Below are 24,624 nucleotides of genomic sequence, written 5' to 3'. Positions count from 1 at the left end.
GTAGGCGCACAAGGGCGTCGCGGCACCCGAGCGGACGGGCGTGTTGCGTCCGCGGCCGGCCGCGCGGGAGCGCCGGCGCGCGGCCGGCCGTAGCGTGGGGCCGCGCCCCGACCCGCGCGTCCCTGGAGGCCCCGTGCACACCGAGCAGCTCCCGCTCGCCCGCGCAGCCGTCGACCGTGCCGCGCACCGTCGCGCCGAGCACGACGTGCTGGACCCGGCCGCAGGCCCGGCCCGCGTGGTGCTGGTGCGCGGCTCCGAGCTCGCGGTGCTCCGGGACGACGACGAGGTCCGGCTCGACCTGCGCCCGGCCGTCGAGCTCGCGGACGTCGACGGTCTGCGGCTGTTCCTCGGGGAGGACGGCGAGCGCCTCCTCGCCCTGGTGCTCGACGACGCGGCGGTCGAGGTCGACATCGAGGGTGTCGCGGCCGGTCCGCTCGACCCGGCCGCACTCGACTGGGCCACGCTGCGCGAGGTGGGTCACCGGCTCGGGGACCGGGACGCCGGGCTCGCCACGGCTGCCGTCGGCCTGGCGGCGTGGCACGAGCGCCATCCGCGCTGCCCACGCTGCGGCGGCCCCACCGAGCCGACCCAGGGCGGGTGGGTGCGACGCTGCACGCTCGACGGGTCCGACCACTACCCGCGGACGGACCCGGCCGTGATCATGGCCGTGACCGACGACGAGGACCGCCTGCTGCTCGGCCACGCCGCCCACTGGCCCGAGCGCCGCTTCTCGACGCTCGCGGGCTACGTCGAGCCGGGGGAGTCGCTCGAGGCGGCGGTGCGCCGCGAGGTGGTCGAGGAGACCGCCGTCGTCGTGGGTGAGGTGGTCTACCGCGGCAGCCAGCCGTGGCCGTTCCCGGCCTCGCTCATGCTCGCCTTCACCGCACGCGCGCTCACCACGGCCGTGCGCGTGGACGGAGTCGAGGTGACCGATGCGCGCTGGTTCACGCGCGCCGGGCTCGAGCGGGCGGTCGCCGACGGCGAGGTGCTCCTGCCGATGCGCTCCTCGGTCGCCCGCGCCCTGATCGAGGACTGGTTCGGAGGCTCGCTGCCGGGGGCGTGACCGGCGTCAGGCGCCGAGGCGCCGCTGGACCTCGGCGAGGGAGGGGTTGGTCGCCGCGCTGCCGTCCGGGAAGAGCAGCGTGGGCACCGTGCGGTTGCCGCCGTTGACCTGCTCGACGAGGGCCGCGGCCTCGGGCACCTGCTCGACGTCGACCTCGGTGTACGACACGCCGGCCGACTCCATCTGCGACTTGAGGCGACGGCAGTACCCGCACCACGTGGTGGTGAACATGGTCACGGTTCCGGCGGCGGGCAGTGTCGGCGTGGTCATGCGGTCCTCCGGGTCGTCGGCAGCTGCGCCCGGGCTCGTCGTGCGCGGGGCGTGTCGAGCACGGTAACCACGCACGTGCCCGATCGCTTCCCGGACCGGCCCTGGGACGGTCGCGATGGCTCGGCTGTCGCCGACCGGTGCGAGACTTCCGGGTGATGTCCGCCGACCAGCTCCTCGAGGCCCTCGACCCCGACCAGCGTGAGGTCGCCCGCGCGCTCACAGGCCCCGTCTGCGTCCTCGCGGGCGCGGGCACGGGCAAGACGCGCGCGATCACGCACCGCATCGCCTACGGCGTGAGCACCGGGACGTACGCGCCCACGAACGTCCTCGCGGTGACGTTCACGGCGCGTGCCGCGGGGGAGATGCGCACCCGTCTGCGCGAGCTCGGCGTGACGGGGGTGCAGGCACGCACCTTCCACGCTGCGGCCCTGCGTCAGCTGAGCTTCTTCTGGCCGAAGGTGGTGGGTGGCCCGCCGCCGCGCGTGCTCGGCCACAAGGCACCCGTCGTCGCCGAGGCGGCCCACCGGCTCGGCCTCGAGGTCGACCGCCTGGGCATCCGGGACCTCGCCTCCGAGATCGAGTGGTCGAAGGTGAGCCTGGTGACGGCCGACGACTACGTGCGTGCGGCGACGGCGACCGACCGCCCCCCGCCCGCGGGGTACGACCGCGCCGGCGTCGCGCGGCTCATCACGGCCTACGAGGAGGCCAAGGACGCGCGTGGCGTCGTCGACTTCGAGGACGTGCTGGTGATGCTCGGCCACATGCTCGAGAGCCGGTCCGACGTCGCCGAGACCGTGCGACGCCAGTACCGCCACCTCGTCGTCGACGAGTACCAGGACGTCTCCCCGGCGCAGCAGTTCCTGCTCGACCAGTGGCTCGGCGGTCGCCACGAGCTGTGCGTCGTGGGCGACCCGAGCCAGACGATCTACTCGTTCACCGGCGCCACGCCGTACCACCTGCTCTCGTTCGCGCAGAAGCACCCGGGCGCCCAGGTGATCCGGCTCGTGCGTGACTACCGCTCGACACCCCAGGTGGTCGACCTCGCGAACCGCCTGCTCACCACCGCGCCGCGGCAGGGTCGCACCCCCGCGCTCGAGCTCGTCGCGCAGCGCCCTTCGGGGCCCGCCGTCCGCTGGTCCGTGCACGACGACGACGAGTCCGAGGCGGCGGCCGTCGCCGTGCGCGCCGCACGGCTCGTGGCCGGGGGGACCCCGGCGCGCGAGATCGCGGTGCTCTACCGGACCAACGCGCAGTCCGAGGCTTTCGAGCAGGCGTTCGCCGAGGCCGGCGTCGGCTACCAGGTGCGCGGCGGCGAGCGCTTCTTCGCGCGTGCAGAGGTGCGCGACGCCCTCGTGCTGCTGCGCGGCGCGGCGCGCGCGGTCGCCGACGCCCCGATGCCCGAGGCGGTGCGGGGGGTGCTCTCGTCGGTGGGCTGGAGCGAGGAACCGCCCGCGGCGCGCGGCGCGACCCGTGAGCGCTGGGACTCGCTGCGGGCGCTCGTCGGCCTCGCCGACGACCTGGCAGCGGTGAGCCCGTCCGCGACGCTGGTGGACCTCGTGGCCGAGCTCGACGAGCGTGCCGCCGCGCAGCACGCCCCGGCGGTCGACGGCGTGACCCTGGCCTCGCTCCACGCGGCCAAGGGCCTCGAGTGGGACGCCGTCTTCCTCGTCGGGCTGAGCGAGGGACTCATGCCGATCTCCCTCGCCGAGACGGACGCCGCGGTGGCCGAGGAGCGGCGCCTGCTCTACGTCGGCATCACCCGTGCGCGCGAGCACCTCGAGCTGAGCTGGGCACGCTCGCGCAACCCCGGGGGCCGTGCGAGCCGACGCCGCAGCCGGTTCCTCGAGCGCCTGTGGCCCACCGACGTCGTGGAGCGGCGGGGTGCCGCGCCCGGTGGTGACGCCGACCCGGAGCTCCTCGAGCGGCTGCGGACCTGGCGCGAGGGCGTCGCGGCCGAGGTGGACCGGCCGGTCTGGACCGTGCTGAGCGACGCTGCCCTCACCGGGATCGCGACGCAGCGGCCGCGTACGGTGGCCGAGCTCGCGCGGGTGCGCGGCATGGGGCCCGCGAAGATCGACCGCTACGCCGCGTCGGTCCTCGCCGTCGTCGCCGGCCGGGTCTGAGCGTCCGGGCCGAGCCCCTCACGACGGAACGCGCGACGGCGGCGGAGGGCGCCCGGAACGCCCTGGCGAGGAGACCCCGAAGAAAAGTTCGAAGAACTTCGCTAATTCCGTTGTGCCGCCTCCGCGGGCCGTCCTAGGGTTCTTCCCGTCCTTGTAGGAGGTCGTGCCGAAGAGGCAGGGCCTGAACGGAGAGGGGGTGCGAGCTCGATGAAGAAGAACCTCACGGCACTCGTCGCCGGCTTCGCGCTGCGCCCCGTCGCGCCCATCGGCGCCCCGTCCCAGGGGACCGGTGTGTCCGTCGCCACCGGGATCGCCGTCCGCGATCGGCGTGGACGCGCACTCCCCTTCGAGCTCGACTCCGTACCAAGGACTCCTCGGGTCTGACCGACCCTGATCCTCAGGCCGCGGAGTCCACCTCGGGACCCGCGGCCTTCGTCTTCTCGTCCTCCCGGACGTCCAGCGAAGGTCTGCCGATCCCGGCACAGAACGACCAGCTGATCATCCGGACACCAGGAGGACATCGTGCGGCTCACGACGCTGCTCGACACGCTGAACCAGGGCGGATCCGGCCCCTGGCCCACGCCGTCCGCACCCACCCACCCCACCACCGAGGCGGAGACCTTCGACCAGCTGGTCGCGACGCTCATCCCGTGCCGCGAGCACGACTCGGAGCTGTGGTTCGCCGAACGCACCGCCGAGGTCGAACGCGCCAAGTCGTTGTGCCGCGAGTGCCCGATCCGCGAGGGCTGCCTCGCCGGGGCGGTCGCACGCAACGAGCCATGGGGCGTGTGGGGCGGAGAAGTGTTCGTGGACGGTGTCGTGGTCCCGCGCAAGCGGGGCCGCGGCCGTCCGCGCAAGGACGAGACGGCCGCCTGAGGTGGCCGGGCGGCCGCGGTGGCCGCACGACGTCCTGACCCGTCCGAGGGCGGGGGTGTGCCGTGCCTGAGGGCACCGGCGCACCCCCGCCCTCAGTCGTGCCCGGACGGGTCCGCCGCGGTCGGGTCGCGCAGGTCCAGGCAGCCGCACTCCGGGTGGGGCGGCAGCCGCACGAGCCGCGGGACGGCGTCGGGAAGGCGGACCTCGAGCGCTGCGTCCTCGGTCGATGCGGCCCGTCCGTCGAGGTGCGCGAGCGCCTGAGCGGTCGCGAGCCCACCAGCGACGGCCGCGAGCGTGCTCTCGACGGCGTCACCCGTACGCGCGCCCCGGGCGACCAGCTGGGCCGCGACGGCGGGCCATGCCGGGTCCTCGTCGCTCCGGTGGAGGTCGGCGCAGCCCAGGCACGCCGTCCGCCCCGGCACCACGAGCGGACCCACGAGCACCGACGCCTCGCGGAGCACGACCGACAGGTGGGGAACCCCGTCGGTGAGCAGGGTGCGGTAGAGGACCGGGTCCGGGGTCCCGGCCTCGACCAGCACGACGAGGTCTGCGCGGCCGTCACCCAGCGGCGAGGTGCGCACGCCCGGGGCGGCGTCGTGCAGCAGGCGCGCGACGGCGCCGCTGCGGTCCGTGCCGACGTCGCGAGCCGTGAGCCCACCCACCCCTGTGTCGTGCGCAGCGACGAGGGCGTCGTCCTCGAGCGCGATGCGGCGCACGCCTGCCGACGCGAGCGTGGTCGCGACCACCGCGCCGGTCCTGCCCAGGCCGCGGACGACGACGGCGTGGCGTCGGCGGTCCAGCACCACACGTGGCGTGGAGGCCAGGCCCCACGCCGTCGCGTCGGCGACGAGGGCCCCCGTGACCGACGTCGTCGGCGGGTCCGTCAGGAGGCCTGCACGGCCGAACCCGGTGACCAGCTCCTCGGCCTCGTCGGCTGCGACGCGCTCGGCCGCGAGGGCGGCACGCACCGTCCGCACGTCGGCGCCGGGGGACAGGGAGTGCAACGCGCGGGTCGCCGAGGGGGACAGGTCGGTGAACGCGGTCGCCCACCGCGGGTCCGTCCCGATCTGCACCTCCGTGAGGGACCGCCAGAGCACCGCGAGGCCCGGACGCAGCCGCCGTGCGTCGTCGCGCGTGCGGGATCGTCCCGCCGTCCGCGCCCGCGACCGGCTCGTCGTGCCCGGCTCGGTGGCCGGTGTGGCTCGCATCCGTCCTGCACCGCCCCTCCGCGGATGTGGTCATCGCGGAGCCAGCCTGCCGCACCGGCGTCACGTGAAGGGGGTTGTGCACAGGCCGGACGACGCGAGAGGGCGGTCCCCACCGGGGACCGCCCTCTCGTGGTCGAGCAGGGGGAGACTCAGGCCTTGCCGAGGATCCGGTTCAGCTTGGTACCGCAGACGGGGCAGGTGCCCTTCGCCATCTTGCGACCGTTGGCGACGACGACGTCACCCTCGGCCTCGCGCTTCTCCTTGCACTTCACGCAGTAGAACTCACCCTTGTAGGTCTCGGCCATGAGGTATCTCCGTTCAGAAGGCTTGCGCACCGGACGCGTTCGACCCGGCCGGCTTCGTGCGCCCGGGCCGTGGGGCCAGGCGTCACCGTGCACCCACACAGTAGTGGTGCGTGCGCGTGGGCGCCGCACGGGCGCGCCACGGCGCGCCGTGACCGCGGCCGGAGCTCGCGTGCAGCACCGACCCGTGCGCGTCGCCCTCACCGGGTGGGGAGGGCGGGCTACGGTGCTCACGTGTCCCCGCAGGGAGCCGAGCACGTCGACGCCGCGGTCGCGCGCGCTCTCGACGAGGTCGTCGTGCGGCGCAGCCGTCGACGGGTCCGCACCGTGACGGCGTTCCGCGAGGACGGCCGCACGGTGGTCGCGATCCCGGCCCGGTTCACGCGCACGCAGGAGCGCGAGTGGGTGGTGCGCATGGTCACCAAGCTCGTGGCCCAGGAGCGCCGTCGTCGGCCCTCGGACGAGAAGCTCGCCGCCCGGGCGCAGACCCTGTCCGAGCGCTACCTGGACGGGCGCGCCAGGCCCACGTCCGTCGCCTGGGTCTCCAACCAGGGTCGTCGTTGGGGCTCGTGCACCCCTGCGGACGGGACGATCCGCATCTCCACCCGTGTGCAGGGCATGCCGACGTGGGTGCTCGACTACGTGCTGCTGCACGAGCTCACGCACCTGCTCCACGCGGGCCACGGCCCTGAGTTCTGGGCCGCGCTGGGCGCCTACCCCCGTACCGAGCGGGCGCGCGGCTTCCTCGAGGGCGTCGCGCACGCGACGGACGCGCCCGCGCCGGACGAGGACGACGAGGACGACGTCGGGCCGCGTACCGAGGACGCCGGGGGAGGGTCGCGCGGCGTCGAGGCCGCCACCCCGGTCACGTCGACGACCGACGCGGACGCCTGAGCGCGCGGGATCAGCCCTGGGGGCCCGGCGCCTCGTCCTCCGGTCCGTCCGCGAAGAGCTCGGCGAGGGCGCGGTCCACGTCGGCGTGCTCGGCGCCCGCCGCGGCGCGCCGGGCCGCGTAGCCGGCCGGGTCGTCGAGGTCCTCGGCGGTCGGCATGAGGTCGGGGTGGTCCCACACCGCGTCACGCGCCGCGGTGCCGGACTCCTGCGCGATGAGGGCCCACAGCCGCGCGGCCTCGCGGGAGCGGCGCGGCCGCAGCTCGAGGCCCACGAGGGTCTTGAAGGTGTCCTCGGCCGGGCCGCCCGCGGCGCGGCGTCGGCGCAGCATCTCCCGCAGGGCCACCGTGTGCGGCAGGTGCGCGAGCGCGGCGGCCGCGGTGACCTCGTCGACCCATCCCTCGACGAGCGCGAGGGCGGTCTCGAGCCGCATCAGCGCGGCCTCCTGCGCGGGCGTGGTGCCGAGTGCGAAGACCCCGCCCGACAGCGCCTGCTGGAGGGCCTGCGGATCGGTCGGGTCGACCGAGCGCACGGCCTCCTCGAGGCTGTCGGTGTCGATCGCGATGCCGCGGGCGTAGGCGTCGACCGCCGCGAGCAGGTGCCCGCGCAACCAGGTGACGTGCGTGAACAGCCGGGCGTGCGCCGCCTCGCGCAGCGCGAGGAAGATGCGCACCTCCTCGGCGGGCACGTCGAGGCCCTCGGCGAAGCCGGCCACGTTCCGCGGGACGAGGGCCACGCCCGGGCCGTCGAGCAGGGGGATGCCGATGTCGGTCGCGCCGAAGACCTCGCGCGAGAGCGTGCCCGCGGCCTGGCCCACCTGCATGCCGAACACCGCGCCGCCGAGCTGGCGCAGCATCGGGGCGACGCCGCCGGCGAGGTCGGCGGCCGGCAGCCCGGGGATGGCCTCGGCCGGGTCGAACGACTCGGGCAGCTGGCTGGACAGCGCCTGGGCGAGCGCGTCGGCCACCGAGCCCGCCACGGGCTCGGCGAGCGCACGCCACGTGCCGAGGGTGCTCTCGACCCACTCCGAACGGCTCCACACCCGCACCGGCCCCGAGGAGGGCGGCAGGTCCGTCGCGGTGTCGAGCCACAGCTCGGCCACCGAGAACGCCTCGGTGCTCTCGCGGCGCTGCACCGCGTTGACCGACGGGTCGCCCTCCGCGACGGCGACCTGGCGTGCGAGGTCGTGCGCGAGATCCCAGTTCACGGGCCCGTCGCCCGTGGCCGTCAGCATGCGTCGCACCTGGTCGAGGACCTGGCCGAGCGCCGCGGGGTCGGACGGCAGCCCGGCGGCGGCCGCCATCGCCTGGAGGTCCACGGGGCGCCCCTCGGCGTCGGTCAGCCCGAGGCTGCCCAGCTCGCCGCGCTCACGGAGCTCGCGCAGCACGGCGTCGGCGTCGTCGCCCAGCACCGAGCGCAGCAGCTGCTCCCACTCGGGCGGCAGGTCGGGTCGGTCGTCACCGGTGGTCATGGGTGCTCCTCGCTGGTGCCGGGTTCCTCACGGTAACGGCGGGACCCGTCACGACGTGCCCGGGGGCGGACGCGTGCGCGCTCTCGTTCGCTGTGGGCGCAGAATGGCCCGGTGACGTCAGCGGACCCTCAGCCCCCGACCGCCCCGTCGGCCCCCGGGCCGGGTGCGCACGAGCCGGTGGGCGGCGGTGCCGCCCCGGGCGTGCCCGGAGGGATCGGTGCGCCCGATCCTCAGGAGCCGGACGCCCCGCCCGTGACCGCACGTGCCGTGACGCTCTCGGTCGCGACCGTCGCCACGGCCCTCCTCGTCGCGGTCGCGGGTGTGCTTCCCGTGCCGTACGCGGTGCACTCGCCCGGTCCCACCTGGGACACGCTCGGCGAGGACGACGGCGTCCCGCTGATCCGCGTCGAGGGTGCCCCGACCTTCGAGCCGACCGGTGAGCTGCGGCTGACCACCGTGGAGGTGGGCGGCGGCCCCGGCTACCCGGTGAGCCTGGCCTCGGCGATCGCGGCCTGGGTGGACCCGCAGCGGTCGGTCGCGCCGGTCGAGACGGTGTTCTCGCCCGACGAGGACCGTGAGGTGATCGAGGAGCGCAACCAGGCGGCGATGATCTCGTCGCAGGAGCACGCGACCGTCGCCGCGCTCGAGGAGCTCGGCTACGAGGTCCCCACCACGCTGCTGGTCGAGAGCGCGATCGAGGGCACGGGCTCCGCCGGGGTGGTCGAGGAGGGTGATGTGATCACCGCGGTCGACGGCGAGGACGTGACGAGCTTCTCGGACCTCAGCGCCGTGCTCGACGAGGTGAGCCCCGGGGCAGAGGTCGAGCTCGCGGTCGAGCGCGAAGGCGAGCCCGTCGAGCTCGAGGTCACGACGACCGAGCAGGACGGCAAGGCGCTGCTCGGGGTGTTCATCGACCCCGAGTTCGAGCTCCCGGTGGACGTGCGGATCCAGATCGAGAACGTGGGCGGGCCGAGCGCCGGCCTGATGTTCGCGCTCGGCATCGTCGACGTGCTGACCGAGGCGGACGAGACCGGCGGCGTCACGATCGCAGGCACCGGGACCATGGACCTCACGGGTGCGGTGGGGCCGATCGGTGGGATCCGGCAGAAGCTCTACGGCGCGCGCGAGGACGGCGCGACGTGGTTCCTCGCGCCCGAGGACAACTGCGGGGAGGTCGTGGGTCACGTGCCGGACGGCCTGAGCGTGACGTCGGTCGGGACGCTCGCGCAGGCGCGCGCGGCCGTCGAGGCGATCGGTCGCGGCGAGACCGAGGGCCTGCCCACCTGCTGACGTGCCGCGGCGCCGACGAGGCGGGGCGCGGTGGTCAGGCGAGGGTCGCGCGCACGGCCTCCACGAGGCCCGGCACGACGTCGGGCCCGCCGGCGACGGCCGCGTCGTCGTCGGCCGCGCGCGTGCGCACCGCGCACCACGCATGCCCCGAGCGCAGGACGCCGACGGCGAGCCGGACGTCCTGCCGGTCCGGGTGGGCCATGAGGTAGGCCATCGCCTCGTCGGGCTCGGCCGGCATCGCGTCCTCGGCCTCGGGCGGGAGTACCACGCGCTCGACGACCACCGCCGCGCCGTCCACGGTGTCGGGCCACGAGAGCACCGCGAGGAGCTCCTCGAGCGACTCCGCCGGTGGGAGGTCCTCCTGCTCGATCGAGGTGAGGTGCGTCGGGTCCTGCCCCGCCGCGGCGACGACGGCGGGCGGCAGCTGGCGCTCGAGCCCGGGCTCGGTGGCGAGCGCACGCGCCGTCGCGACGAGCGCGAAGACGCGGACGGGTCCGTCCCAGCCGCCCGTCGCGACGTGCCGCTCGACCTCCTGGACCGCCGTCGCGAGGGAGACCTCGGCCGGGGTGAGGGCGGGGCGGGCGGGCTCGGCGGGCTTGTCGTCCATGCGCCCATCGTGTCAGGTGACCCCGACGGGCACGCGCGTCGATCGGGTGTGGGAACCTGGGGCCCCGCGCGGGCGTTGCCACGGTGACCGGGCAACCCCTGCGGGCACCCGGACCACCGCATGCCGATTCCGACGAGGGACAACCTGTGACGTTCGCCTCCACCCCCCGCCCCGGGCCCCGGCCCCCGGCCCGACGACGCCGCGGAGCCCTGGGCCCCACGGTCGTCGTCCTCGTGGTCCTGGGCGTGCTGCTCATGATCTTCGCGAACGTCTGGACCGAGGTGCTGTGGTTCCAGCAGGTCGGGTTCATCGAGGTGCTGCGCACCGAGTGGCTCGCCCGCGGGCTGCTCTTCGTGCTCGGGTTCCTCGTCATGGCCGGCGCCGTGTTCGCGAGCCTGTCGATCGGGTACCGGACGAGGCCCGTCTACGCGCCGTCGACCCCGGAGCAGGCGTCGCTCGACCAGTACCGCGAGATGATCGAGCCCCTGCGGCGCCTGGTCATGTACGCGGCACCCGCGGTGCTCGGCTTCTTCGCGGGGGCCGCCGCCTCGGCGCAGTGGGAGACCGTGCTGCTGTTCTTCAACCGGACGCCGTTCGGCGAGGTCGACCCGCAGTACGGGCTCGACCTGTCGTTCTTCATCTTCACGCTGCCCGCCATCCGGTTCCTCGTGAGCTTCCTCATGGCCGTCGTCGTGATCGCGGGGATCGCGGGCGTGGCGACGCAGTACCTCTACGGCGGGCTGCGCATCGGCGGGCAGGGCGAGCGCACCACGCGTGCCGCACGCGTGCAGCTGGGCGTGGTCGCCGCGCTCGTGATGCTGCTCATCGCGGCCAACTACTGGCTCGACAGGTACTCGCTCCTGATGAAGTCGGGTGACCGGTTCCAGGGCGCGTCGTTCTCCGACGTCAACGCGGTGCTGCCGTCCAAGGCCATCCTCACGGGCGTCGCGGTGCTCGTCGCGATCCTGTTCCTCGTGGCCGCGTGGCGCGGCACGTGGCGGCTTCCCGCGATCGGCGTCGGGCTCATGGTGCTCTCGGCCGTCGCGATCGGCGGCATCTACCCGGCCGTCGTGCAGCGCTTCCAGGTGGCGCCGAACGAGCAGACGGCCGAGGCCGAGTACATCCAGCGCAACATCGACGCGACCAAGAGGGCGTTCGACCTCGAGGACGTCGAGGTCACGCCGTACAACGCGCGCCTGGTCGCCGAGGAGGGCGGGCTGCGCGAGGACGCCGAGACCGCCGCGAGCATCCGCCTGCTCGACCCGGCGATCGTGAGCCCTTCGTTCCGCCAGCTCCAGCAGAACAAGCAGTACTACAACTTCCCGAACACCCTCGCGGTGGACCGCTACAACATCGACGGCGAGAGCCGCGACACCGTCATCGCGGTACGCGAGCTCAACCTCCAGGGTCTGGGCGCCGACCAGCGCACCTGGGTCAACGACCACACCGTGTTCACGCACGGCTTCGGGGTGGTGGCCGCGTACGGCAACACGACGCAGCCCGACGGCCGACCCGCGTTCTACCAGGGCGGGATCCCGTCGGAGGGGTCGCTCGGCGACTACGAGCCGCGCATCTACTTCGGCCAGAGCCTGCCGGCCTACTCGATCGTCGGCGCGCCCGAGGGCACCGACCCGTGGGAGCTCGACTACCCGGACGACTCGGCGGGCGGCCAGGTCAACACGACCTTCCCGACCGACGAGGTCTCGGCGGGCGTGCCGATCGACAGCCTGCTCAACAAGACGCTGTACGCACTCAAGTTCGGTTCCGAGCAGATCCTGTTCTCCGACCGCGTGACCTCGGAGTCGCAGATCCTCTACGACCGCGACCCGCACGTGCGGATCGGCAAGGTCGCGCCGTACCTGACCCTCGACTCCAAGGCCTACCCGGCCGTCGTCGACGAGAAGGTCGTGTGGATCGTCGACGGGTACACCACGTCCGACCAGTACCCGTACTCGGCGTCGCGTCCGCTCGAGGACGTCACGCAGGACACGCTCACGCTGCGCTCGGACACGATCGCGGCCGTGCCGCCGCAGGAGGTCAACTACCTGCGCAACTCGGTCAAGGCGACCGTGGACGCGTACTCGGGTGAGGTCACCCTCTACGCGTGGGACGACGAGGACCCGGTGCTCAAGGCCTGGAGCGGGATCTTCCCGACGTCGCTCGAGCCGATGTCCGAGATCAGCGGTGACCTGATGAGCCACCTGCGCTACCCCGAGGACATGTTCAAGGTGCAGCGCGACCTGCTCGCGACGTACCACGTGGACACGGCGTCGGAGTTCTACTCGGGTCAGGACTTCTGGGCCAACCCGAACGACCCGGTCGGTGACAACGGCAACGTCAAGCAGCCGCCGTACTACCTGACGCTGCAGATGCCGACGCAGGACGAGCCCACGTTCTCGCTCACGTCGACGTTCATCCCGGGCGGAAACACGGACCGCAACGTGCTCACCGGGTTCCTCGCGGTCGACGCCGAGCCCGGGGACCAGGCAGGGCAACCGCGGGAGGGCTACGGACAGCTGAGGCTGCTCGAGCTGCCACGCAACACGACCGTGCCCGGCCCCGGGCAGGTGCAGAACAACTTCCGCTCGAACCCCGAGGTGTCGCAGAGCCTCAACGTGCTCCAGCTCGGCAACTCGACCGTGCGCAGCGGCAACCTGCTGACCCTGCCCGTGGCCGGCGGTCTGCTGTACGTGCAGCCGGTCTACGTGCAGTCGTCGTCGGGCACGCAGTTCCCGCTGCTCCAGCGCGTGCTCGTGTCCTTCGGTGAGGAGATCGGCTTCGCCGAGACCCTCGACGAGGCCCTGGACCAGGTGTTCGAGGGCGATGCGGGGGTCGAGGGCGTCCAGCCGGGCGAGGACGTCGAGGACGTGCCCGATGCCCCGGTCGACGGCGAGCCCGTGGACCCGGGGACCGAGGAGCCCACCACCGAACCCACGACCGAGCCGACCACCGAGCCCACGACGGAGCCGACCACGCCGGCGGCTCCCACGGGCGACGCGCAGGCCCGGCTCGACGCGGCCCTGACCGAGGCGCGTGACGCGCTCCTGGACGGTCAGGCGGCGCTCGCGGAGAACGACTTCGCGGCGTACGGCGAGGCGCAGGCGAGGCTCGAGGCAGCCATCGAGGACGCCATCGCAGCCGAGGCCGAGCTGGGCGGCTGACCCGCCGCCGGAGGTGGTGCCCCGGCGGCCACGAGCGAACGGGGAAGGTCCGTGCCCCCCACCGGCACGGACCTTCCCCGTTCTCGTGCGTCGGGGCGCCGTCGGCGCCGGAAGCGCGGGAGCCGGCGGCGCGGGAGCCGGTGGACGGGCGCGGGTCCCCGTCGGAACGGATTTGCCCCGCGTTCACCGGGCACGTATGGTTGCAGAGCCGACGCGGGGTGGAGCAGCTCGGTAGCTCGCTGGGCTCATAACCCAGAGGTCGCAGGTTCAAATCCTGCCCCCGCTACTTGTGAAGTGGCACGTCAGAGGCCTTCTCGATCTCAGGATCGAGAAGGCCTCTGGCGTTCTGGTAAGCACTTGGTCAGCGGCGGACGCCCCCGGATACTCGCGGACGTGTGCGCCCGCAGCGGGACTCAAGTCCTTGCTCGCCGACTCTGGACCCCCCGCGCGATGCCCCCGAGGCCCACGCCACGGCTTCGTTAGCGGGCAAAGCAGCGCGGAAGTCCGTTGCCGTCCCGCGATCTTCAACACGCCGGGTCCGCACGCGCGTGCAGCGGCATGACCGGGCGATCAGCTCACGCCACCAGCGCGACCTCGCGCAGCCACCGCTCGACGTCCGGGCCGGCATCGGTGACTTCCTCGCCCTGGATGGCGAGGCCGGCGCCGATCGTGGCGCCTGCGGCGAGCTCGGTGTACACGGCGACGGAGCGCCCGAGACCGCTCATCGCGTGAGTCGTGACGGGCAGCACGCGCTTGCCTTCGAAGGAGACGGACTCGACGAAGGTGGACATGATCATCGGGGGCCGCACGTTCCAGATCGGACTGGCGAGGATCACCGTGTCGTACCCGGTGAGGTCGGGAAGGGGTGAGGCGATTGCGGGCCTGGCGTCCTGGTCCTGCTCGCGGACGTTGCGCGCGACGGTCTCCTCGTAGTCGGCCGGGTAGGGCTCGGCTGCCTCGATCCGGTAGGTGTCGAGCTCGACGCGGTCAGCGATCATGGCCGCCAGGACCTCGGTGTTGCCCACCTCGAGGGTCCGCCGTTCGCCGTACCAGTAGTTCTCCCCGGGCCGGGAGAAGTACACGAGCAGCGTGCTGGTTCCCGGTGAGGGCGAGGCTGTCGGCGGCATCGACGTGGGCTCCTGGCTCTGGGTGGGGCCCTGTGCGGTGTCGGGGGCGGCGCAGCCGGCCATGGCGAGCAGGGTTGCCCCGCCGCTGCCGGCGAGGACCGCGCGCAGGAAGGTTCGCCGGGTGATCTGCGGTGTCACGCGTCCGGCGCGGTCAGCGCGTCGGTGCGGCTCGCGGCCAGGGACGCGAGGAGGGCCAGTCCGTCGGCGGCGGGTGTGCCGGGGGCGGAGCTGTAGGCGATGAAGACGAGCCCGGGCTGCTGCGTGAGGTCCATGACGTCGTACTCGAGCGCGAGGACGCCGACCTCAGGGTGGCGCAGTCGCTTGATGCCGGTCCGGTGCAGACGGACGTCGTGGGTGGCCCACAGGGTGCGGAAGGTCTCCGAGCGGGTGGACAGCTCGCCGACGAGGTCGGAGAGCGGCTTGTCGTAGGGGTTGTGGCCGGCGGCGCCGTGCAGAGCGGCGACGCAGTCGTGGGTGACCTGCTCCCAGTCGGGGTAGTAGTCGCGGGCCGAGGAGTCGAGGAAGGCGTACCGCGCGCTGTTCGGTGGGGTGCCGGTGTGCTGTGCGAAGCGGTAGACGGGGCTGAGCAGTTCACGGGCCATCGCGTTGTCCGCGACGACGTCCATGCGGGAGTCGCGGACGTAGGCCGGGACGGTGGCCATCGCGTCCAGGACCCGCTGCAGCGAGGGCTGGACCTGGTTGCGCGGCGTCGGGGTGCGGCGCCGACGCGCGGGCTGGTTGGCGGCGTGGGCAAGGTTGCGCAGGTGCAGCAGCTCGGCCTCATCCAGTCGCAGCGCGGCAGCGATCGCGTCCAGGACGGCGTCGGAGGCGCCGGCGAGGTTTCCCCGCTCCAGGCGGGCGTAGTACTCGGAGGAGACACCTGCCAGGACGGCGACCTCGTCACGGCGCAGGCCCGCAACGCGCCGTCGCCCGGTGCCGGCGGGCAGGCCGACGTCGGTCGGGTTCAGCCGGGCGCGACGGGAGCTGAGGAAGTCGCGCACCTCATCACGTTGGTCCATGCCCTCGACGGTACGAGCGCGCGTGCCGGCTAGCCATGCACTGCCAGTGCACCCATAGCCAGGACGTTCCTCGCGGTGGTCCTAGGTGATCTGGTGGGAGCACACCACCCGACAGCCTCACGAGCCCACGAAGGACACCGCCCATGCAGACAGTGACCCTGAACAACGGCGTCGAGATGCCGATCCTCGGCTTCGGCGTCTTCCAGGTCCCCGAGGACGAGACCGAGCGCGTCGTCACCGACGCCCTCGCCGCCGGCTACCGGCACCTGGACACCGCCGCCTCCTACGGCAACGAGGCCGCCGTGGGCCGGGCCATCAGGGCCAGCGGGATCGCCCGCGACGAGCTGTTCGTCACCACCAAGCTGTGGATCCACTCCGGCGGCGAGGACGGCACCAAGCGCGCGTTCGACGCCTCCCTGCAGGCCCTCGGCCTGGATCACCTGGACCTGTATCTGATCCACCAGCCGTTCGGGGACTACTACAGCTCCTGGCGCGCGATGCAGGACCTGCACCGTCAGGGCGCGATCCGTGCGATCGGGGTCTCCAACTTCCACCCTGACCGGCTGGTGGACCTTCTCGAGCACAACGAGATCACCCCGGCGGTGAACCAGATCGAGACCCACCCGTACCACCAGCGCACGACCGACCAGCGGGTCATGACCGAGCACGGGGTGCAGATCGAGTCCTGGGGCCCGCTCGCCGAGGGCAAGAACGGCATCTTCAGCGACCCGGTCCTTACCGCCATCGGCCAGGCCCACGGCAAGTCAGTCGCCCAGGTGACCCTGCGCTGGCTCGTCCAGCGCGGCGTGGTTGTCATTCCCAAGTCCTCCCGCCCTGAGCGGATGGCGGAGAACTTCGACGTCTTCGACTTCGAGCTCACCGGGGACGAGATGGCGGCTATCGCCGCCCTGGAGACCGGTGTCAGCGTCGCCTTCGACCACCGCGACCCCGCGATGGTCAGCTGGCTCAACAGCCGCCGGGCCGGCTGATGATCACGCGCAACCTCGGCCGCAGCGGCCTGCAGGTCTCCGCGCTCGGGCTGGGATGCATGGGCCTGAGCCACGGCTACGGGGCCGCCGTCGACGACCAGGACGGCATCGCGCTCATCCGTGCCGCCGTGGACCAGGGCGTCACCTTGTTCGACACCGCCCAGGTCTACGGGCCCTTCACGAATGAGCAGCTGGTCGGGGAGGCCCTGGCACCCGTGCGGGACCAGGTGGTCATTGCCACCAAGTTCGGGTTCTCCTTCGACGGCTCGACGTCCACCGGGCTCGACAGTCGCCCCGAGCACATCCGCGCCACCGTGGAGGACTCCCTGCGCCGCTTGGGCATTGAGTCCATCGACCTGCTCTACCAGCACCGCGTCGATCCCGTGGTCCCGATCGAGGAAGTGGCGGGCACGGTGAAGGACCTGATCGCCGAGGGCAAGGTCAAGCACTTCGGCCTCTCCGAGGCCGGCGTCTCCACCATCCGCCGCGCGCACGCCGTTCAGCCGGTCACCGCCCTGCAGAGCGAGTACTCCCTGTTCTGGCGTGAGCCGGAGGCCGAGATTCTGCCCACGCTCGTCGAGCTGGGCATCGGCTTCGTCCCGTTCAGCCCACTCGGCAAGGGCTTCCTCACCGGCTCGATCACCACGACCACGACGTTCGCCGACGGTGACCTGCGCAACTCCCTGCCGCGCTTCACGGAGGACGCCCGCGCCGCGAACCAGGCACTGGTCGACGTCGTCGCGAGCGTCGCCGCACGGCGCGGCGCCACTCCCGGCCAGGTCGCCCTGGCCTGGCTGCTCGCCCAGCACCCGTCCATCGTGCCCATCCCGGGCACCACGAAGCAGCACCGCCTCACGGAGAACAACGGAGCTGTCGAGCTCGAGCTGAAGGCAGAGGGCATCGCCGAACTCACCGACGCGTCCGACCGGGCGGACATCCAGGGGGCCCGATACCCCGAGCACATGCAGAAGTGGATCGACCGCTGACGGGCGCCGCTCGGCCCGTCTGGTCATCGGCTATGTCCGTGCGTTCAGGACCGCGTTGCCTACGCCATTGAGATCGCGCGTGCCTCTGTCGAAGCGGTGGCAGAGCGGCGGGCCGGGGCTGCGGTCGAGACGCCGATCGGGTGAGCAGCGACTTCGGCGTACAGCCGAGCGGTGATCCCGGTGACGGTCTCGGGGGCGTGGACGATGCGGCGTTCCAGGTGCGCTGTGGCCAGGTCGGGCCGTTCGCTCACCAGATCGCGAGGCAACGACCGAGCCGGCATGAACAGGAGGCCGGTCCGTGCGAGCCGATCGAACGTCGTTCCCTCGTGGACGGCGATATCGGCAATGACCTGTACGGCCCCGTTGAGAACGGCGGCGACGTGCCGCTCGGTCGGGGCGAACGGCGCGGGTGTCGGTGGGTGTTGCATCGGAGCGAGCTCCTGCAGCAGGCGGACAGCCGCCGTGGCGTCATCACGAATGCTGGTCATGGGCGGGGCGAGGATCGCGAAATCTGAGAGGGCGTGGTGGAGGCGCTGCCACGCACGCGCGTGCCGGACGAGTGCGCCGACGCCCCGATCTGCTGCCACTGGGTCGGGTGCGGAGAGGTCCGCCCCGTGGAAGGCGGCGGCGTAGGCATGGATGGCGATGCCGAGGCCGGCCATCGTCCGCAATGAGGCCAGCGCGTCGGACTGGTCGCCCATGAGCTCCCAGGTGGCCTGCCGGAGCCGGACCATCCGGTCCGTCAACTCGGTCGCAGGGTCGTCCGTGCGGGGCTGCGTCCGGACCTGACCGAGAGCGTCGAGTGGAGCCTCGCGTCGTTGAGGCATCTCGGCCATGAGCTCGCGGGCGACGTCGGCGAGGTGCTCAAGCCCGGGCAGCTGTCGCGCGACGACGCCGCGAGGCACGCCGGCTTGGATCGCGCGAAGAGCCAAGGGGATCTCGTGAGCGAGAACGGCCTGGGCAAGATAGCCGAGGTCGGCGAGACCGGCGTCGAAGGTCGCCGTCGTGGTGTGGGCGGCGTCTGGTGTTCGAGGTCGTCCTTCGCCTGTGTAGTGCGTCGCGACGAGGTCGGCGGCCGCGCGCAGCGACAGCGAAGCGCGCGCCCACGGTGTTCCTGCCCCGCCGATCTGCGACGGGTGAGGCCTCGCCTCGCCGGTGAGGGCCTCGATACCGGCGGCCAGCTTGATAGCGGCTCGCTCGACCGGTGGTATGCCGTCGCGGCGGCGGGCCAGGCCTATCCGTCCGAGTTGCGCCGGCCACAGCAGGCGTCGGGTGTGGGAAGCGACGGCGTCGAGGAGTCCGTGGTAGTCGCCGATCGCATCGAGGGCCTCCCGCGGGGTCCAGAAGCGGTCCGCACGGAGGGCGGTGGCGGCGTCGCGCACGTGTGCCGACGTCTGGGCCAGGAGGTCGGCGTAGGTGGTCATGACCAACGTCCGGTGACCTTGGCCCGCCCGGTGATCAGCCGCGCCATCACGCGGGAGAGCGCTGCCTGCGAGAGGAGGTCGGTCTCGACTTCCGCCAGGGCGGCTGCGCGGTCGAGGGCTGCCGCGGCGAGGCGATCGAGGATCGCCCGGGCTTCGTTGGCATCCTCGGGGCGGACGGTGCCGAGCCGCACCGGGGTGGCGGTGGTTCGGACATCGGGGCGAGCCCACTCGAGCTCGTCCTGGGCCTCACGGAAGTCCATGGCGGCGTAGGAGACCGAGACCCCGACGCCGAGCGGCACGGTCATGGCCAGGTTCAAGGCCCCCATCGCCGCGGTGTGCGTGAGCGCCCAGATGCCCGACCACCCGGTGTCGGCGTCGCGCAGCAGGACCTCGGCGGGGTCGCCCCACGTCGTCGTCATCGGGTCCTCCTCGTCGCGGGCGACGTCGTCCTGCCGCCTTCGCTCTCAGGTGTGCACGGCGGGCGCCGAAGATGACCGTCCCCCGGCCGGGCTGTGAGACCAGGGGACAAGGGCACCGGGGGTGGAGAAGCGCACCGTGCCATCGACGCGCTCGAGCACGGTCGCGGTGTGCGACCCGCCGGCGTGGGCGAAGGCCGCCAGGACCAGGTGGAGGTTCTCTCTGTCGAGGCCGGTGACGACGTCGACGACGCCGAGTGGGCGCTCGTCGAGCAGCGACGCCACCACGAACAGCAGGCGGCGTTCACCGCCCGACAGGACGGCGGCGTGCTCGCGCAGGGCGTCGGGGTCCAGCCAGGTGACATCGCCGTCCACCCGAACCCATGGGAGCGCCGGGTCCGCGAACCGGCCGCCGAAGGCGCGCAGCAGCAGCTCGACCGCCGCCTCAAGGGGAAGCAGGCCTGCCGCCCACTGCCGAAGGCGCGTGCTCGTCCTCGTGTCGACGTTGTGCATGACCGTCTCCTGTGCAAGCCATCGCACTCCGACGATCTGCGCGTCGCGGTCACGAGGCCACTCGGACCTCGGTGACCGGGCGAACTGCGCTTGCGTCCTTCGGCATCGGCGAGCGCAGCCGCCTTCTCCGCGTCGCCTGGAGAGCACGCCGGGTCTCGGTGTCATCGATGACGGACGGGCCGTCGGCGAGCAGCCGGGCGAGGAGGCCCGCGGTGCCGCCCGAACCGCGGAGGACCAGGACCAGCCGGCGAGCCTGCCAGGGTGGGAGCTCCAGACGGATGGCCAGCGGGCGCCAGCCGACGGCGGTCGTGCCTGCACCAACGGGGCCGTCCATCTCGGCTGTCTCCTGCACGATCCGCGCCGCGAGCTCTGCGGGCCATCCAGCCTCGCCGAGTGCCTGGGCGGCGAGGTGGACGGCCGTGGTGAGTGGGCCGTCGTGCATCCCAGCCGAGCCCTCGGCAGGGGGTTCCCAGCCGTTCGTGAGGAGCGGCTCGAGGGACAGCGGTCGTCGGATGCCGCCGGCCCGTTCGGCGGCGTCGAGCTCCCAGGCCCGCCGCGGCGACACGCCCCAGCGGTCGGCGAGGATCTCACCGAGCATCGCCCGGCGCGCCGTCTGCCACAGGACGCCCCAGGGCGAGTGGGCACTGCGCAGCGACGGCTCGAGGAGCTGTAGCCAGACCGCCTCCCAGGCCGTCGCCTCGGCGTGAGCGGCGCAGGCTCCCCTGAGTCCGACGTCCACGGCGAGCGGACGGACGACGTGGCTGCGCAGGTAGGTCAGGAGGGCCGTCGCGGAAGGGCTGTCCCACCCTTCGACGTCGATGACGGCGAGGTGGCCGAGGAGGCCGTCGCGGTCCCGCCGGATCTCAGCCGGCGCCGTTCCCCGAGCGAGTGCGGTGGTACGCGTGCGGCGGTCGTCCATCGTTGCCTCCTCCGTGTGCCGGTCGGAGACGACGCTGCTCAGGGCCTATGCACGTGGCGATGACGCGGAGGCCGGGTTGTGGACGTCATCGATGACGCGCGAGCTGTGGACGGGGCGTCATCGATCGCGACGCCTGGGACCTCGGCCCCGTCATCGGTGCGACTAGTGGATGCCCGGAGAGTGGTGCCCAACATCCACTCGGAGGTGGCCATGTCCGCGACAGCTCAGGTGCACATCACCACCGACCGCGGCGTCCGTGAGGACCGCGTCCTCAACGTCGTGGTCGAGAACGACGACAGGCTGCTCTTGACCGTCGTCGAGGCTGCACGGCGGCTCGGCATCGGCCGCACCCTCATGTACGACCTGCTGGCCACCGGCGAGATTACGTCGGTCCACGTCGGACGGCTGCACAAGATTCCGGTAGGGGCGCTCGACGCCTACGTCGCTCGGCTCACAGGTGCGGATCACCCGTGACGCCGGCCCGGCGGGGACCAGGCGTACGCGGCCGAGAGCCCGTTCGCCGGCCGCTTGAGCGGGTTGTCGTGGATTAGCTCAGCTACGTGGGGCGTACATGATCACGGCAACGCCGAACAGGCAGATGATCGCGCCCGTGATGTCCCACCGGTCGGGTCGAAACCTGTCCACCACAACGCCCCAGGCGAGCGAGCCGGCCACGAAGATGCCGCCGTAGGCGGCGAGGATGCGGCCGAAGTTGGCGTCGGGCTGCAGCGTCGCGACCAATCCGTAGAGGCCGAGCGCGATGACGCCGGCGCCGATCCACAGCACGCCGCGGTGCTCGCGTACCCCCTGCCAGACCAGCCAGGCGCCGCCGATCTCGGCTACCGCAGCGACGGCGAACAGGAGCAGAGAGCGCAGCGTCGTCATGGGCGCCAGTGTGCCGGTCGTCCGCCCGCTGCTTGGGAACGCTCAAGAGGCAGGCCGGCGGCGAACCAGTCGGCCTTGCCGCCGGTGTACACGCGGACGTCGGTGTAGCCCAGAGCCGAGAACGCGGTGGCGGTGCTCGTGGAGCGGCCGCAGGCAGGGCCCGAGCAGTACACGACCACGGTGCGGCCGCGGTCGGGCGCGACGCGGGCCGCGTACGCAGCGGTCAGGGCACCGGGGATGTTGACGCCCCGGGTAGGTGGTCGGCGGTGTAGTGCGCCACTGGCAACGCCTCGATGAGGATGACCTCGTCGTGCTCTAGCAGGGCGACGAGTTCGTCGCGGCTGATCGGCGTCGGCATGGGTTCTCCTAGCGTCAGGTACCGGGAAATGCGGCATGGCCGGGCCGCTCAGCAGCCGCCGCCGCAGCCGCACGCGGAGGTCCCTGCTGCCGCGGCAGCAGCGGCGGCGCGCCGTCGGCGCACCCAGATCGCGGTGGTCACGAGCGCGCCGACGACGGCCACCACGCCGAGGCCGACGACCTCACCGCCGGCCAGGAACGCTCCGACGCCAGCGGCCAGACCGCCCGCCGCGATCAGCGGCACGGAGCACGCGATGGCGCACGCGAGCACGACGCCGATCCCGGCGATCGCGCCCTTCTTGGTCACCGTGCTCCCGGTGGTCGTGTGGTCCTGGTGGTGCTCCGTCGTGGGGGTGGTCATCGGTTCTCCCGGAAGTAGGCAGGCGTGATGGCGCCCCAAGGCAGGGTGCCTGGGGAGCGAGCTGCGTGGGTTCAGGCGGCAGTGCCGAACATCGCGGCGACCACGTCGGCCGCGTCGGCAGGTGCCTGGACCTCCAGGCGGATCTCGCCGGTGGTCAGGCGAACGGTGAAGGTGAAGAAGGAGCAGCAGTCCTGCTCTGCGGCGGCGAGAAGGGTGATCTCCGCGGCCAGGCCTGCAGAGACGGCGAAGGTCAGGGCCATGCCGCCTGAGATGGGCTCGCGAGAGGATGCCCGCTGGACGAGCGACTGCCATTCCGAGACCCGGTCGGTGACGGCGCCGGCGTCGAGCGAGCACGCTATCGGTGTGGCCGACTGGTCCTGCAGCGCCGGGGACCGGGTGAGGGGCACGAACGTTCGGCGGTCGGCCAGGGGGGCCGGAGCCGCAGTGGCGCACGGGCAGTCAGCGCCACACGCTCCTGCGGTCGGCGCTCCGGCCAGCCGGGCGGAGACCGTCTGCAGCTGCGCGGCGAGGGCGACCAGCTCGCCGATGCGGGCCTGTGTCTCGGTCAGGCGCTCGGCGACCATCTCGACGACCTGGTGCGCGACGCTCGAGCAGTCCTCGACGTCGTATGCCCGTGCCGGCTCGGCGACGTCGGACAACGGGATGCCGAGGTTCTTGGTGGCGTTGATGAACCTCAGCCGGGCGATGTCGGCGTCGTCGTAGGTCCGGTACCCGCTCCTGCCGCGCGCCGGCGCTTCGACCAGACCGATGTCCTCGTAGTACCGCAGCGTCGTGGTCGGCACCCCGACCAGCTTCGCGGCTTCGGCGATCCGGTAGCTCATGTCCACGACCGTAGACCTTCGAGTCGGGTCGAAGGTCAAGCGCGGTGGGTGTCTACACCCCGATGACGGTCAGCCACGCGACGAGGGCGAGGAGCGTCACGGCGAGCACCGGGATCGTCAGGACGATGCCGATCTTGAAGTAGGTGCCCCATCCGATGTGCATTCCCTTGCGGTCCAGGACGTGGAGCCACAGGAGGGTGGCGAGGCTGCCGATCGGGGTGATCTTCGGGCCGAGGTCGGCGCCGATGACGTTGGCGTAGACCATGAGCTCGTGGGTGAGGCCGGTGGCGCCGGCGGCATCGATGCCGAGGGCGGCGACGAGCACGGTGGGCATGTTGTTCATCACGGAGGACATGCCGGCGACGAGGAAGCCGGTGCCGCCCGCTGCTGCCATGGGGCCCTGCTCGCCGAACCAGGCGAAGACCTCGCCGAGGGAGTCGGTGAGGCCCTGGTTCCGCAGGCCGTAGACCACCAGGTACATCCCGAGGCTGAACAGCACGACCTGCCACGGCGCTGACCGGAGCACGGGTGCGATGGGGATCCGGCCGCCGGAGGTCGGTCGCGGCGGGGTGCTGTCCTCGTCGAGGACCGCGGTGCCCAGCGCGTGGTTGTGGATGTCGTCGTGCACGACCCCGCTGCGGCTGTGGTCGTGCACCGCGGGGACGGCGCCGACCGTTTCGACTGCCGGCAGGCGGGCGTCCAGCCGCGTGAAGGCCCACGCCGGCTTTCGTGCGGCGGTCAGGACGATGGCGATCGCGCCGAGGCCGGCGACGGCGGCGATGGGCACGCCGAGCGGGTCGGCGACGAAGTAGCCGACCAGCAGCAGGCTCAGGACGACCCAGCCGGCACGGAACGTCACGTGGTCGTGCACGACGTCGGCGGGTCGGGCGAGGTCGGCGACGTGGTACCGGGCGGGGATGGCCTTGCGGAAGAACAGGCGCAGCACGAGGAGGCTGGCTGCGAGCGAGGCGAGGCTCACGGGGATCATCACGAGGGCGTAGCGGCCGAAGCCGATGCCGAAGAAGTCGGCCGAGACGATGTTGACGAGGTTGGACACGACCAGCGGCAGGCTGGTGGTGTCCGCGACGAATCCGGTGGCCATGACGAACGCGAACGCGGCCTTGGGGTCGAACCGCAGGGCCAGGAGCATCTGGTAGACGATCGGGGTGAGGATCAGCGCTGCGCCGTCGTTGGCGAAGACGGCGGCGATCGCGGCGCCCAGCACGACGATGAGGTTGAAGAGCATGCGGCCGTTCCCGCGGCCCCAGCGGGCGACGTGGAGTGCTGCCCACTCGAAGGTCCCGGCCTCGTCCAGCACCAGCGAGATGATGATCACCGCGACGAAGGTCAGCGTCGCGTTCCAGACGATCACCCAGACGTCCGGGACGTCGCCGAGCTGGACGACGCCCGTGACGAGAGCGAGCGCCGCGCCGCCCAAAGCGCTCCACCCGATGCCGAGCCCGCGAGGTTGCCAGATCACCAGCGTCAGGGTGAGCACGAAGATGACGACGGCGAGCAGCACGG

General features: G+C 72.7%; 26 protein-coding genes and 1 tRNA gene. 10 read left to right on the top strand and 17 right to left on the bottom strand.

Annotated features, from left to right (window positions below; translation table 11 throughout):
• Positions 1-133: 133 nt before the first annotated feature.
• Complete coding sequence (nudC, locus tag GXB85_RS01030) at positions 134-1,063, top strand: NAD(+) diphosphatase (RefSeq protein ID WP_370523927.1); 930 nt, start codon at positions 134-136, stop codon at positions 1,061-1,063.
• A 6-nt stretch (positions 1,064-1,069) separates the two neighbouring features.
• Here the strand turns inward: nudC and GXB85_RS01025 are convergent, their stop codons facing one another.
• A complete protein-coding gene (locus tag GXB85_RS01025; RefSeq protein WP_161915764.1) occupies positions 1,070-1,333 on the bottom strand; it encodes a mycoredoxin in 264 nt (87 codons plus the stop codon).
• Positions 1,334-1,488: 155 nt separating this feature from the next.
• Between GXB85_RS01025 and GXB85_RS01020 the strand changes: the two genes are divergently transcribed.
• Entirely contained in the window at positions 1,489-3,456 is a 1,968-nt protein-coding gene (locus tag GXB85_RS01020; RefSeq protein ID WP_161915763.1) for an ATP-dependent helicase, read from the top strand.
• A gap of 522 nt (positions 3,457-3,978) precedes the next feature.
• Positions 3,979-4,332, top strand: coding sequence for a WhiB family transcriptional regulator (locus tag GXB85_RS01015; protein ID WP_161915762.1), 354 nt, complete (start codon positions 3,979-3,981; stop codon positions 4,330-4,332).
• A 92-nt stretch (positions 4,333-4,424) separates the two neighbouring features.
• Here GXB85_RS01015 and GXB85_RS01010 read toward each other — a convergent pair whose 3' ends face one another.
• Both GXB85_RS01010 and GXB85_RS17755 read right to left on the bottom strand, forming a co-directional pair.
• The gene (locus GXB85_RS01010; protein ID WP_161915761.1) at positions 4,425-5,540 is read right to left on the bottom strand and encodes a ThiF family adenylyltransferase; all 1,116 of its coding nucleotides are present in this window, start codon (positions 5,538-5,540) and stop codon (positions 4,425-4,427) included.
• A 149-nt stretch (positions 5,541-5,689) separates the two neighbouring features.
• Complete coding sequence (locus tag GXB85_RS17755; protein WP_202627402.1) at positions 5,690-5,845, bottom strand: DUF5679 domain-containing protein; 156 nt, start codon at positions 5,843-5,845, stop codon at positions 5,690-5,692.
• Between the two features lie 231 nt (positions 5,846-6,076).
• On the opposite strand from GXB85_RS17755, the gene GXB85_RS01005 reads away from it, so the two are divergent.
• A complete protein-coding gene (locus tag GXB85_RS01005; protein ID WP_370523926.1) occupies positions 6,077-6,736 on the top strand; it encodes a M48 family metallopeptidase in 660 nt (219 codons plus the stop codon).
• Between the two features lie 10 nt (positions 6,737-6,746).
• On the opposite strand, the gene GXB85_RS01000 is transcribed toward GXB85_RS01005, so the two are convergent.
• Positions 6,747-8,204: a zinc-dependent metalloprotease gene (locus tag GXB85_RS01000; protein ID WP_161915760.1), complete on the bottom strand. Its 1,458-nt coding sequence runs from the start codon at positions 8,202-8,204 to the stop codon at positions 6,747-6,749.
• 111 nt (positions 8,205-8,315) lie between these two features.
• Here GXB85_RS01000 and GXB85_RS18710 point away from each other — a divergent pair, with 111 nt between their 5' ends.
• Positions 8,316-9,494, top strand: a complete 1,179-nt coding sequence (locus GXB85_RS18710; protein ID WP_370523925.1) for a PDZ domain-containing protein — start codon at positions 8,316-8,318, stop codon at positions 9,492-9,494.
• A gap of 34 nt (positions 9,495-9,528) precedes the next feature.
• Here the strand turns inward: GXB85_RS18710 and GXB85_RS00990 are convergent, their stop codons facing one another.
• The gene (locus tag GXB85_RS00990; RefSeq protein WP_161915759.1) at positions 9,529-10,101 is read right to left on the bottom strand and encodes a PPA1309 family protein; all 573 of its coding nucleotides are present in this window, start codon (positions 10,099-10,101) and stop codon (positions 9,529-9,531) included.
• A gap of 146 nt (positions 10,102-10,247) precedes the next feature.
• Here GXB85_RS00990 and GXB85_RS00985 point away from each other — a divergent pair, with 146 nt between their 5' ends.
• On the top strand, positions 10,248-13,262 hold the full coding sequence (locus tag GXB85_RS00985) for a UPF0182 family protein (RefSeq protein ID WP_161915758.1): 3,015 nt from the start codon (positions 10,248-10,250) through the stop codon (positions 13,260-13,262).
• A gap of 212 nt (positions 13,263-13,474) precedes the next feature.
• Positions 13,475-13,548: transfer RNA gene (locus GXB85_RS00980), tRNA-Met, on the top strand.
• 289 nt (positions 13,549-13,837) lie between these two features.
• Here the strand turns inward: GXB85_RS00980 and GXB85_RS00975 are convergent.
• Together GXB85_RS00975 and GXB85_RS00970 are read right to left on the bottom strand one after the other, a co-directional pair.
• On the bottom strand, positions 13,838-14,527 hold the full coding sequence (locus tag GXB85_RS00975; RefSeq protein ID WP_370523924.1) for a flavodoxin: 690 nt from the start codon (positions 14,525-14,527) through the stop codon (positions 13,838-13,840).
• Complete coding sequence (locus GXB85_RS00970; protein WP_161915757.1) at positions 14,524-15,408, bottom strand: helix-turn-helix domain-containing protein; 885 nt, start codon at positions 15,406-15,408, stop codon at positions 14,524-14,526. Before GXB85_RS00970 ends, GXB85_RS00975 begins: the two co-directional genes overlap by 4 nt.
• Positions 15,409-15,551: 143 nt before the next feature.
• Between GXB85_RS00970 and GXB85_RS00965 the strand changes: the two genes are divergently transcribed.
• On the top strand, positions 15,552-16,397 hold the full coding sequence (locus tag GXB85_RS00965) for an aldo/keto reductase (RefSeq protein WP_161915756.1): 846 nt from the start codon (positions 15,552-15,554) through the stop codon (positions 16,395-16,397).
• Positions 16,397-17,383 carry an aldo/keto reductase gene (locus GXB85_RS00960; RefSeq protein ID WP_161915755.1) on the top strand — a complete coding sequence of 329 codons (987 nt, stop codon included), beginning with the start codon at positions 16,397-16,399 and terminating at the stop codon, positions 17,381-17,383. Before GXB85_RS00965 ends, GXB85_RS00960 begins: the two co-directional genes overlap by 1 nt.
• 59 nt (positions 17,384-17,442) lie before the next feature.
• Here GXB85_RS00960 and GXB85_RS00955 read toward each other — a convergent pair whose 3' ends face one another.
• The 4 genes from GXB85_RS00955 to GXB85_RS00940 are packed head-to-tail and all read right to left on the bottom strand — an operon-like array spanning position 17,443 to position 20,655.
• On the bottom strand, positions 17,443-18,807 hold the full coding sequence (locus GXB85_RS00955; RefSeq protein WP_161915754.1) for a hypothetical protein: 1,365 nt from the start codon (positions 18,805-18,807) through the stop codon (positions 17,443-17,445).
• Complete coding sequence (locus tag GXB85_RS00950) at positions 18,804-19,226, bottom strand: hypothetical protein (RefSeq protein ID WP_161915753.1); 423 nt, start codon at positions 19,224-19,226, stop codon at positions 18,804-18,806. Before GXB85_RS00950 ends, GXB85_RS00955 begins: the two co-directional genes overlap by 4 nt.
• A 45-nt stretch (positions 19,227-19,271) precedes the next feature.
• Positions 19,272-19,736, bottom strand: a complete 465-nt coding sequence (locus GXB85_RS00945) for a hypothetical protein (protein ID WP_161915752.1) — start codon at positions 19,734-19,736, stop codon at positions 19,272-19,274.
• A gap of 49 nt (positions 19,737-19,785) precedes the next feature.
• On the bottom strand, positions 19,786-20,655 hold the full coding sequence (locus GXB85_RS00940) for a hypothetical protein (RefSeq protein WP_161915751.1): 870 nt from the start codon (positions 20,653-20,655) through the stop codon (positions 19,786-19,788).
• Positions 20,656-20,865: 210 nt separating this feature from the next.
• On the opposite strand from GXB85_RS00940, the gene GXB85_RS00935 reads away from it, so the two are divergent.
• Positions 20,866-21,129: an excisionase family DNA-binding protein gene (locus GXB85_RS00935; protein WP_161915750.1), complete on the top strand. Its 264-nt coding sequence runs from the start codon at positions 20,866-20,868 to the stop codon at positions 21,127-21,129.
• A gap of 78 nt (positions 21,130-21,207) precedes the next feature.
• On the opposite strand, the gene GXB85_RS00930 is transcribed toward GXB85_RS00935, so the two are convergent.
• From GXB85_RS00930 to GXB85_RS00910, 6 genes are all read right to left on the bottom strand, one after another.
• Complete coding sequence (locus GXB85_RS00930; RefSeq protein ID WP_161915749.1) at positions 21,208-21,540, bottom strand: YnfA family protein; 333 nt, start codon at positions 21,538-21,540, stop codon at positions 21,208-21,210.
• Entirely contained in the window at positions 21,537-21,713 is a 177-nt protein-coding gene (locus tag GXB85_RS18705; RefSeq protein ID WP_370523943.1) for a rhodanese-like domain-containing protein, read from the bottom strand. The genes GXB85_RS00930 and GXB85_RS18705 overlap by 4 nt, the downstream gene beginning before the upstream one ends.
• Before the next feature lie 50 nt (positions 21,714-21,763).
• Positions 21,764-21,898, bottom strand: a complete 135-nt coding sequence (locus GXB85_RS18490; RefSeq protein WP_255465655.1) for a hypothetical protein — start codon at positions 21,896-21,898, stop codon at positions 21,764-21,766.
• A gap of 48 nt (positions 21,899-21,946) precedes the next feature.
• The gene (locus GXB85_RS00920) at positions 21,947-22,258 is read right to left on the bottom strand and encodes a hypothetical protein (RefSeq protein ID WP_161915748.1); all 312 of its coding nucleotides are present in this window, start codon (positions 22,256-22,258) and stop codon (positions 21,947-21,949) included.
• A 71-nt stretch (positions 22,259-22,329) separates the two neighbouring features.
• A complete protein-coding gene (locus tag GXB85_RS00915) occupies positions 22,330-23,100 on the bottom strand; it encodes a MerR family transcriptional regulator (protein ID WP_161915747.1) in 771 nt (256 codons plus the stop codon).
• A gap of 52 nt (positions 23,101-23,152) precedes the next feature.
• Positions 23,153-24,622, bottom strand: coding sequence for an arsenic transporter (locus GXB85_RS00910; RefSeq protein ID WP_161915746.1), 1,470 nt, complete (start codon positions 24,620-24,622; stop codon positions 23,153-23,155).
• Between the last annotated feature and the right edge of the window lie 2 nt (positions 24,623-24,624).

The organism is Cellulomonas sp. APG4 (assembly GCF_009996735.1).
Lineage (GTDB): Bacteria > Actinomycetota > Actinomycetes > Actinomycetales > Cellulomonadaceae > Actinotalea.
The sequence above is the reverse complement of the archived record's forward strand: the minus strand, read 5'-3'. Positions and strand labels throughout refer to the sequence as shown.

Coding starts and splice junctions, on each gene's coding strand:
- GXB85_RS17755 (WP_202627402.1), bottom strand. CDS start 5,845: ATGGCCGAGACCTACAAGGGTGAGTTCTACTGCGTGAAGTGCAAGGAG.
- GXB85_RS00915 (WP_161915747.1), bottom strand. CDS start 23,100: ATGAGCTACCGGATCGCCGAAGCCGCGAAGCTGGTCGGGGTGCCGACC.
- GXB85_RS01000 (WP_161915760.1), bottom strand. CDS start 8,204: ATGACCACCGGTGACGACCGACCCGACCTGCCGCCCGAGTGGGAGCAG.
- GXB85_RS18490 (WP_255465655.1), bottom strand. CDS start 21,898: ATGCCGACGCCGATCAGCCGCGACGAACTCGTCGCCCTGCTAGAGCAC.
- GXB85_RS00945 (WP_161915752.1), bottom strand. CDS start 19,736: ATGCACAACGTCGACACGAGGACGAGCACGCGCCTTCGGCAGTGGGCG.
- GXB85_RS00960 (WP_161915755.1), top strand. CDS start 16,397: ATGATCACGCGCAACCTCGGCCGCAGCGGCCTGCAGGTCTCCGCGCTC.
- GXB85_RS01010 (WP_161915761.1), bottom strand. CDS start 5,540: ATGCGAGCCACACCGGCCACCGAGCCGGGCACGACGAGCCGGTCGCGG.
- GXB85_RS01025 (WP_161915764.1), bottom strand. CDS start 1,333: ATGACCACGCCGACACTGCCCGCCGCCGGAACCGTGACCATGTTCACC.
- GXB85_RS00965 (WP_161915756.1), top strand. CDS start 15,552: ATGCAGACAGTGACCCTGAACAACGGCGTCGAGATGCCGATCCTCGGC.
- GXB85_RS00950 (WP_161915753.1), bottom strand. CDS start 19,226: ATGACGACGACGTGGGGCGACCCCGCCGAGGTCCTGCTGCGCGACGCC.
- GXB85_RS00940 (WP_161915751.1), bottom strand. CDS start 20,655: ATGGACGACCGCCGCACGCGTACCACCGCACTCGCTCGGGGAACGGCG.
- GXB85_RS00935 (WP_161915750.1), top strand. CDS start 20,866: ATGTCCGCGACAGCTCAGGTGCACATCACCACCGACCGCGGCGTCCGT.
- GXB85_RS00990 (WP_161915759.1), bottom strand. CDS start 10,101: ATGGACGACAAGCCCGCCGAGCCCGCCCGCCCCGCCCTCACCCCGGCC.
- GXB85_RS01020 (WP_161915763.1), top strand. CDS start 1,489: ATGTCCGCCGACCAGCTCCTCGAGGCCCTCGACCCCGACCAGCGTGAG.
- GXB85_RS00970 (WP_161915757.1), bottom strand. CDS start 15,408: ATGGACCAACGTGATGAGGTGCGCGACTTCCTCAGCTCCCGTCGCGCC.
- GXB85_RS00920 (WP_161915748.1), bottom strand. CDS start 22,258: ATGACCACCCCCACGACGGAGCACCACCAGGACCACACGACCACCGGG.
- GXB85_RS00930 (WP_161915749.1), bottom strand. CDS start 21,540: ATGACGACGCTGCGCTCTCTGCTCCTGTTCGCCGTCGCTGCGGTAGCC.
- GXB85_RS00955 (WP_161915754.1), bottom strand. CDS start 18,807: ATGACCACCTACGCCGACCTCCTGGCCCAGACGTCGGCACACGTGCGC.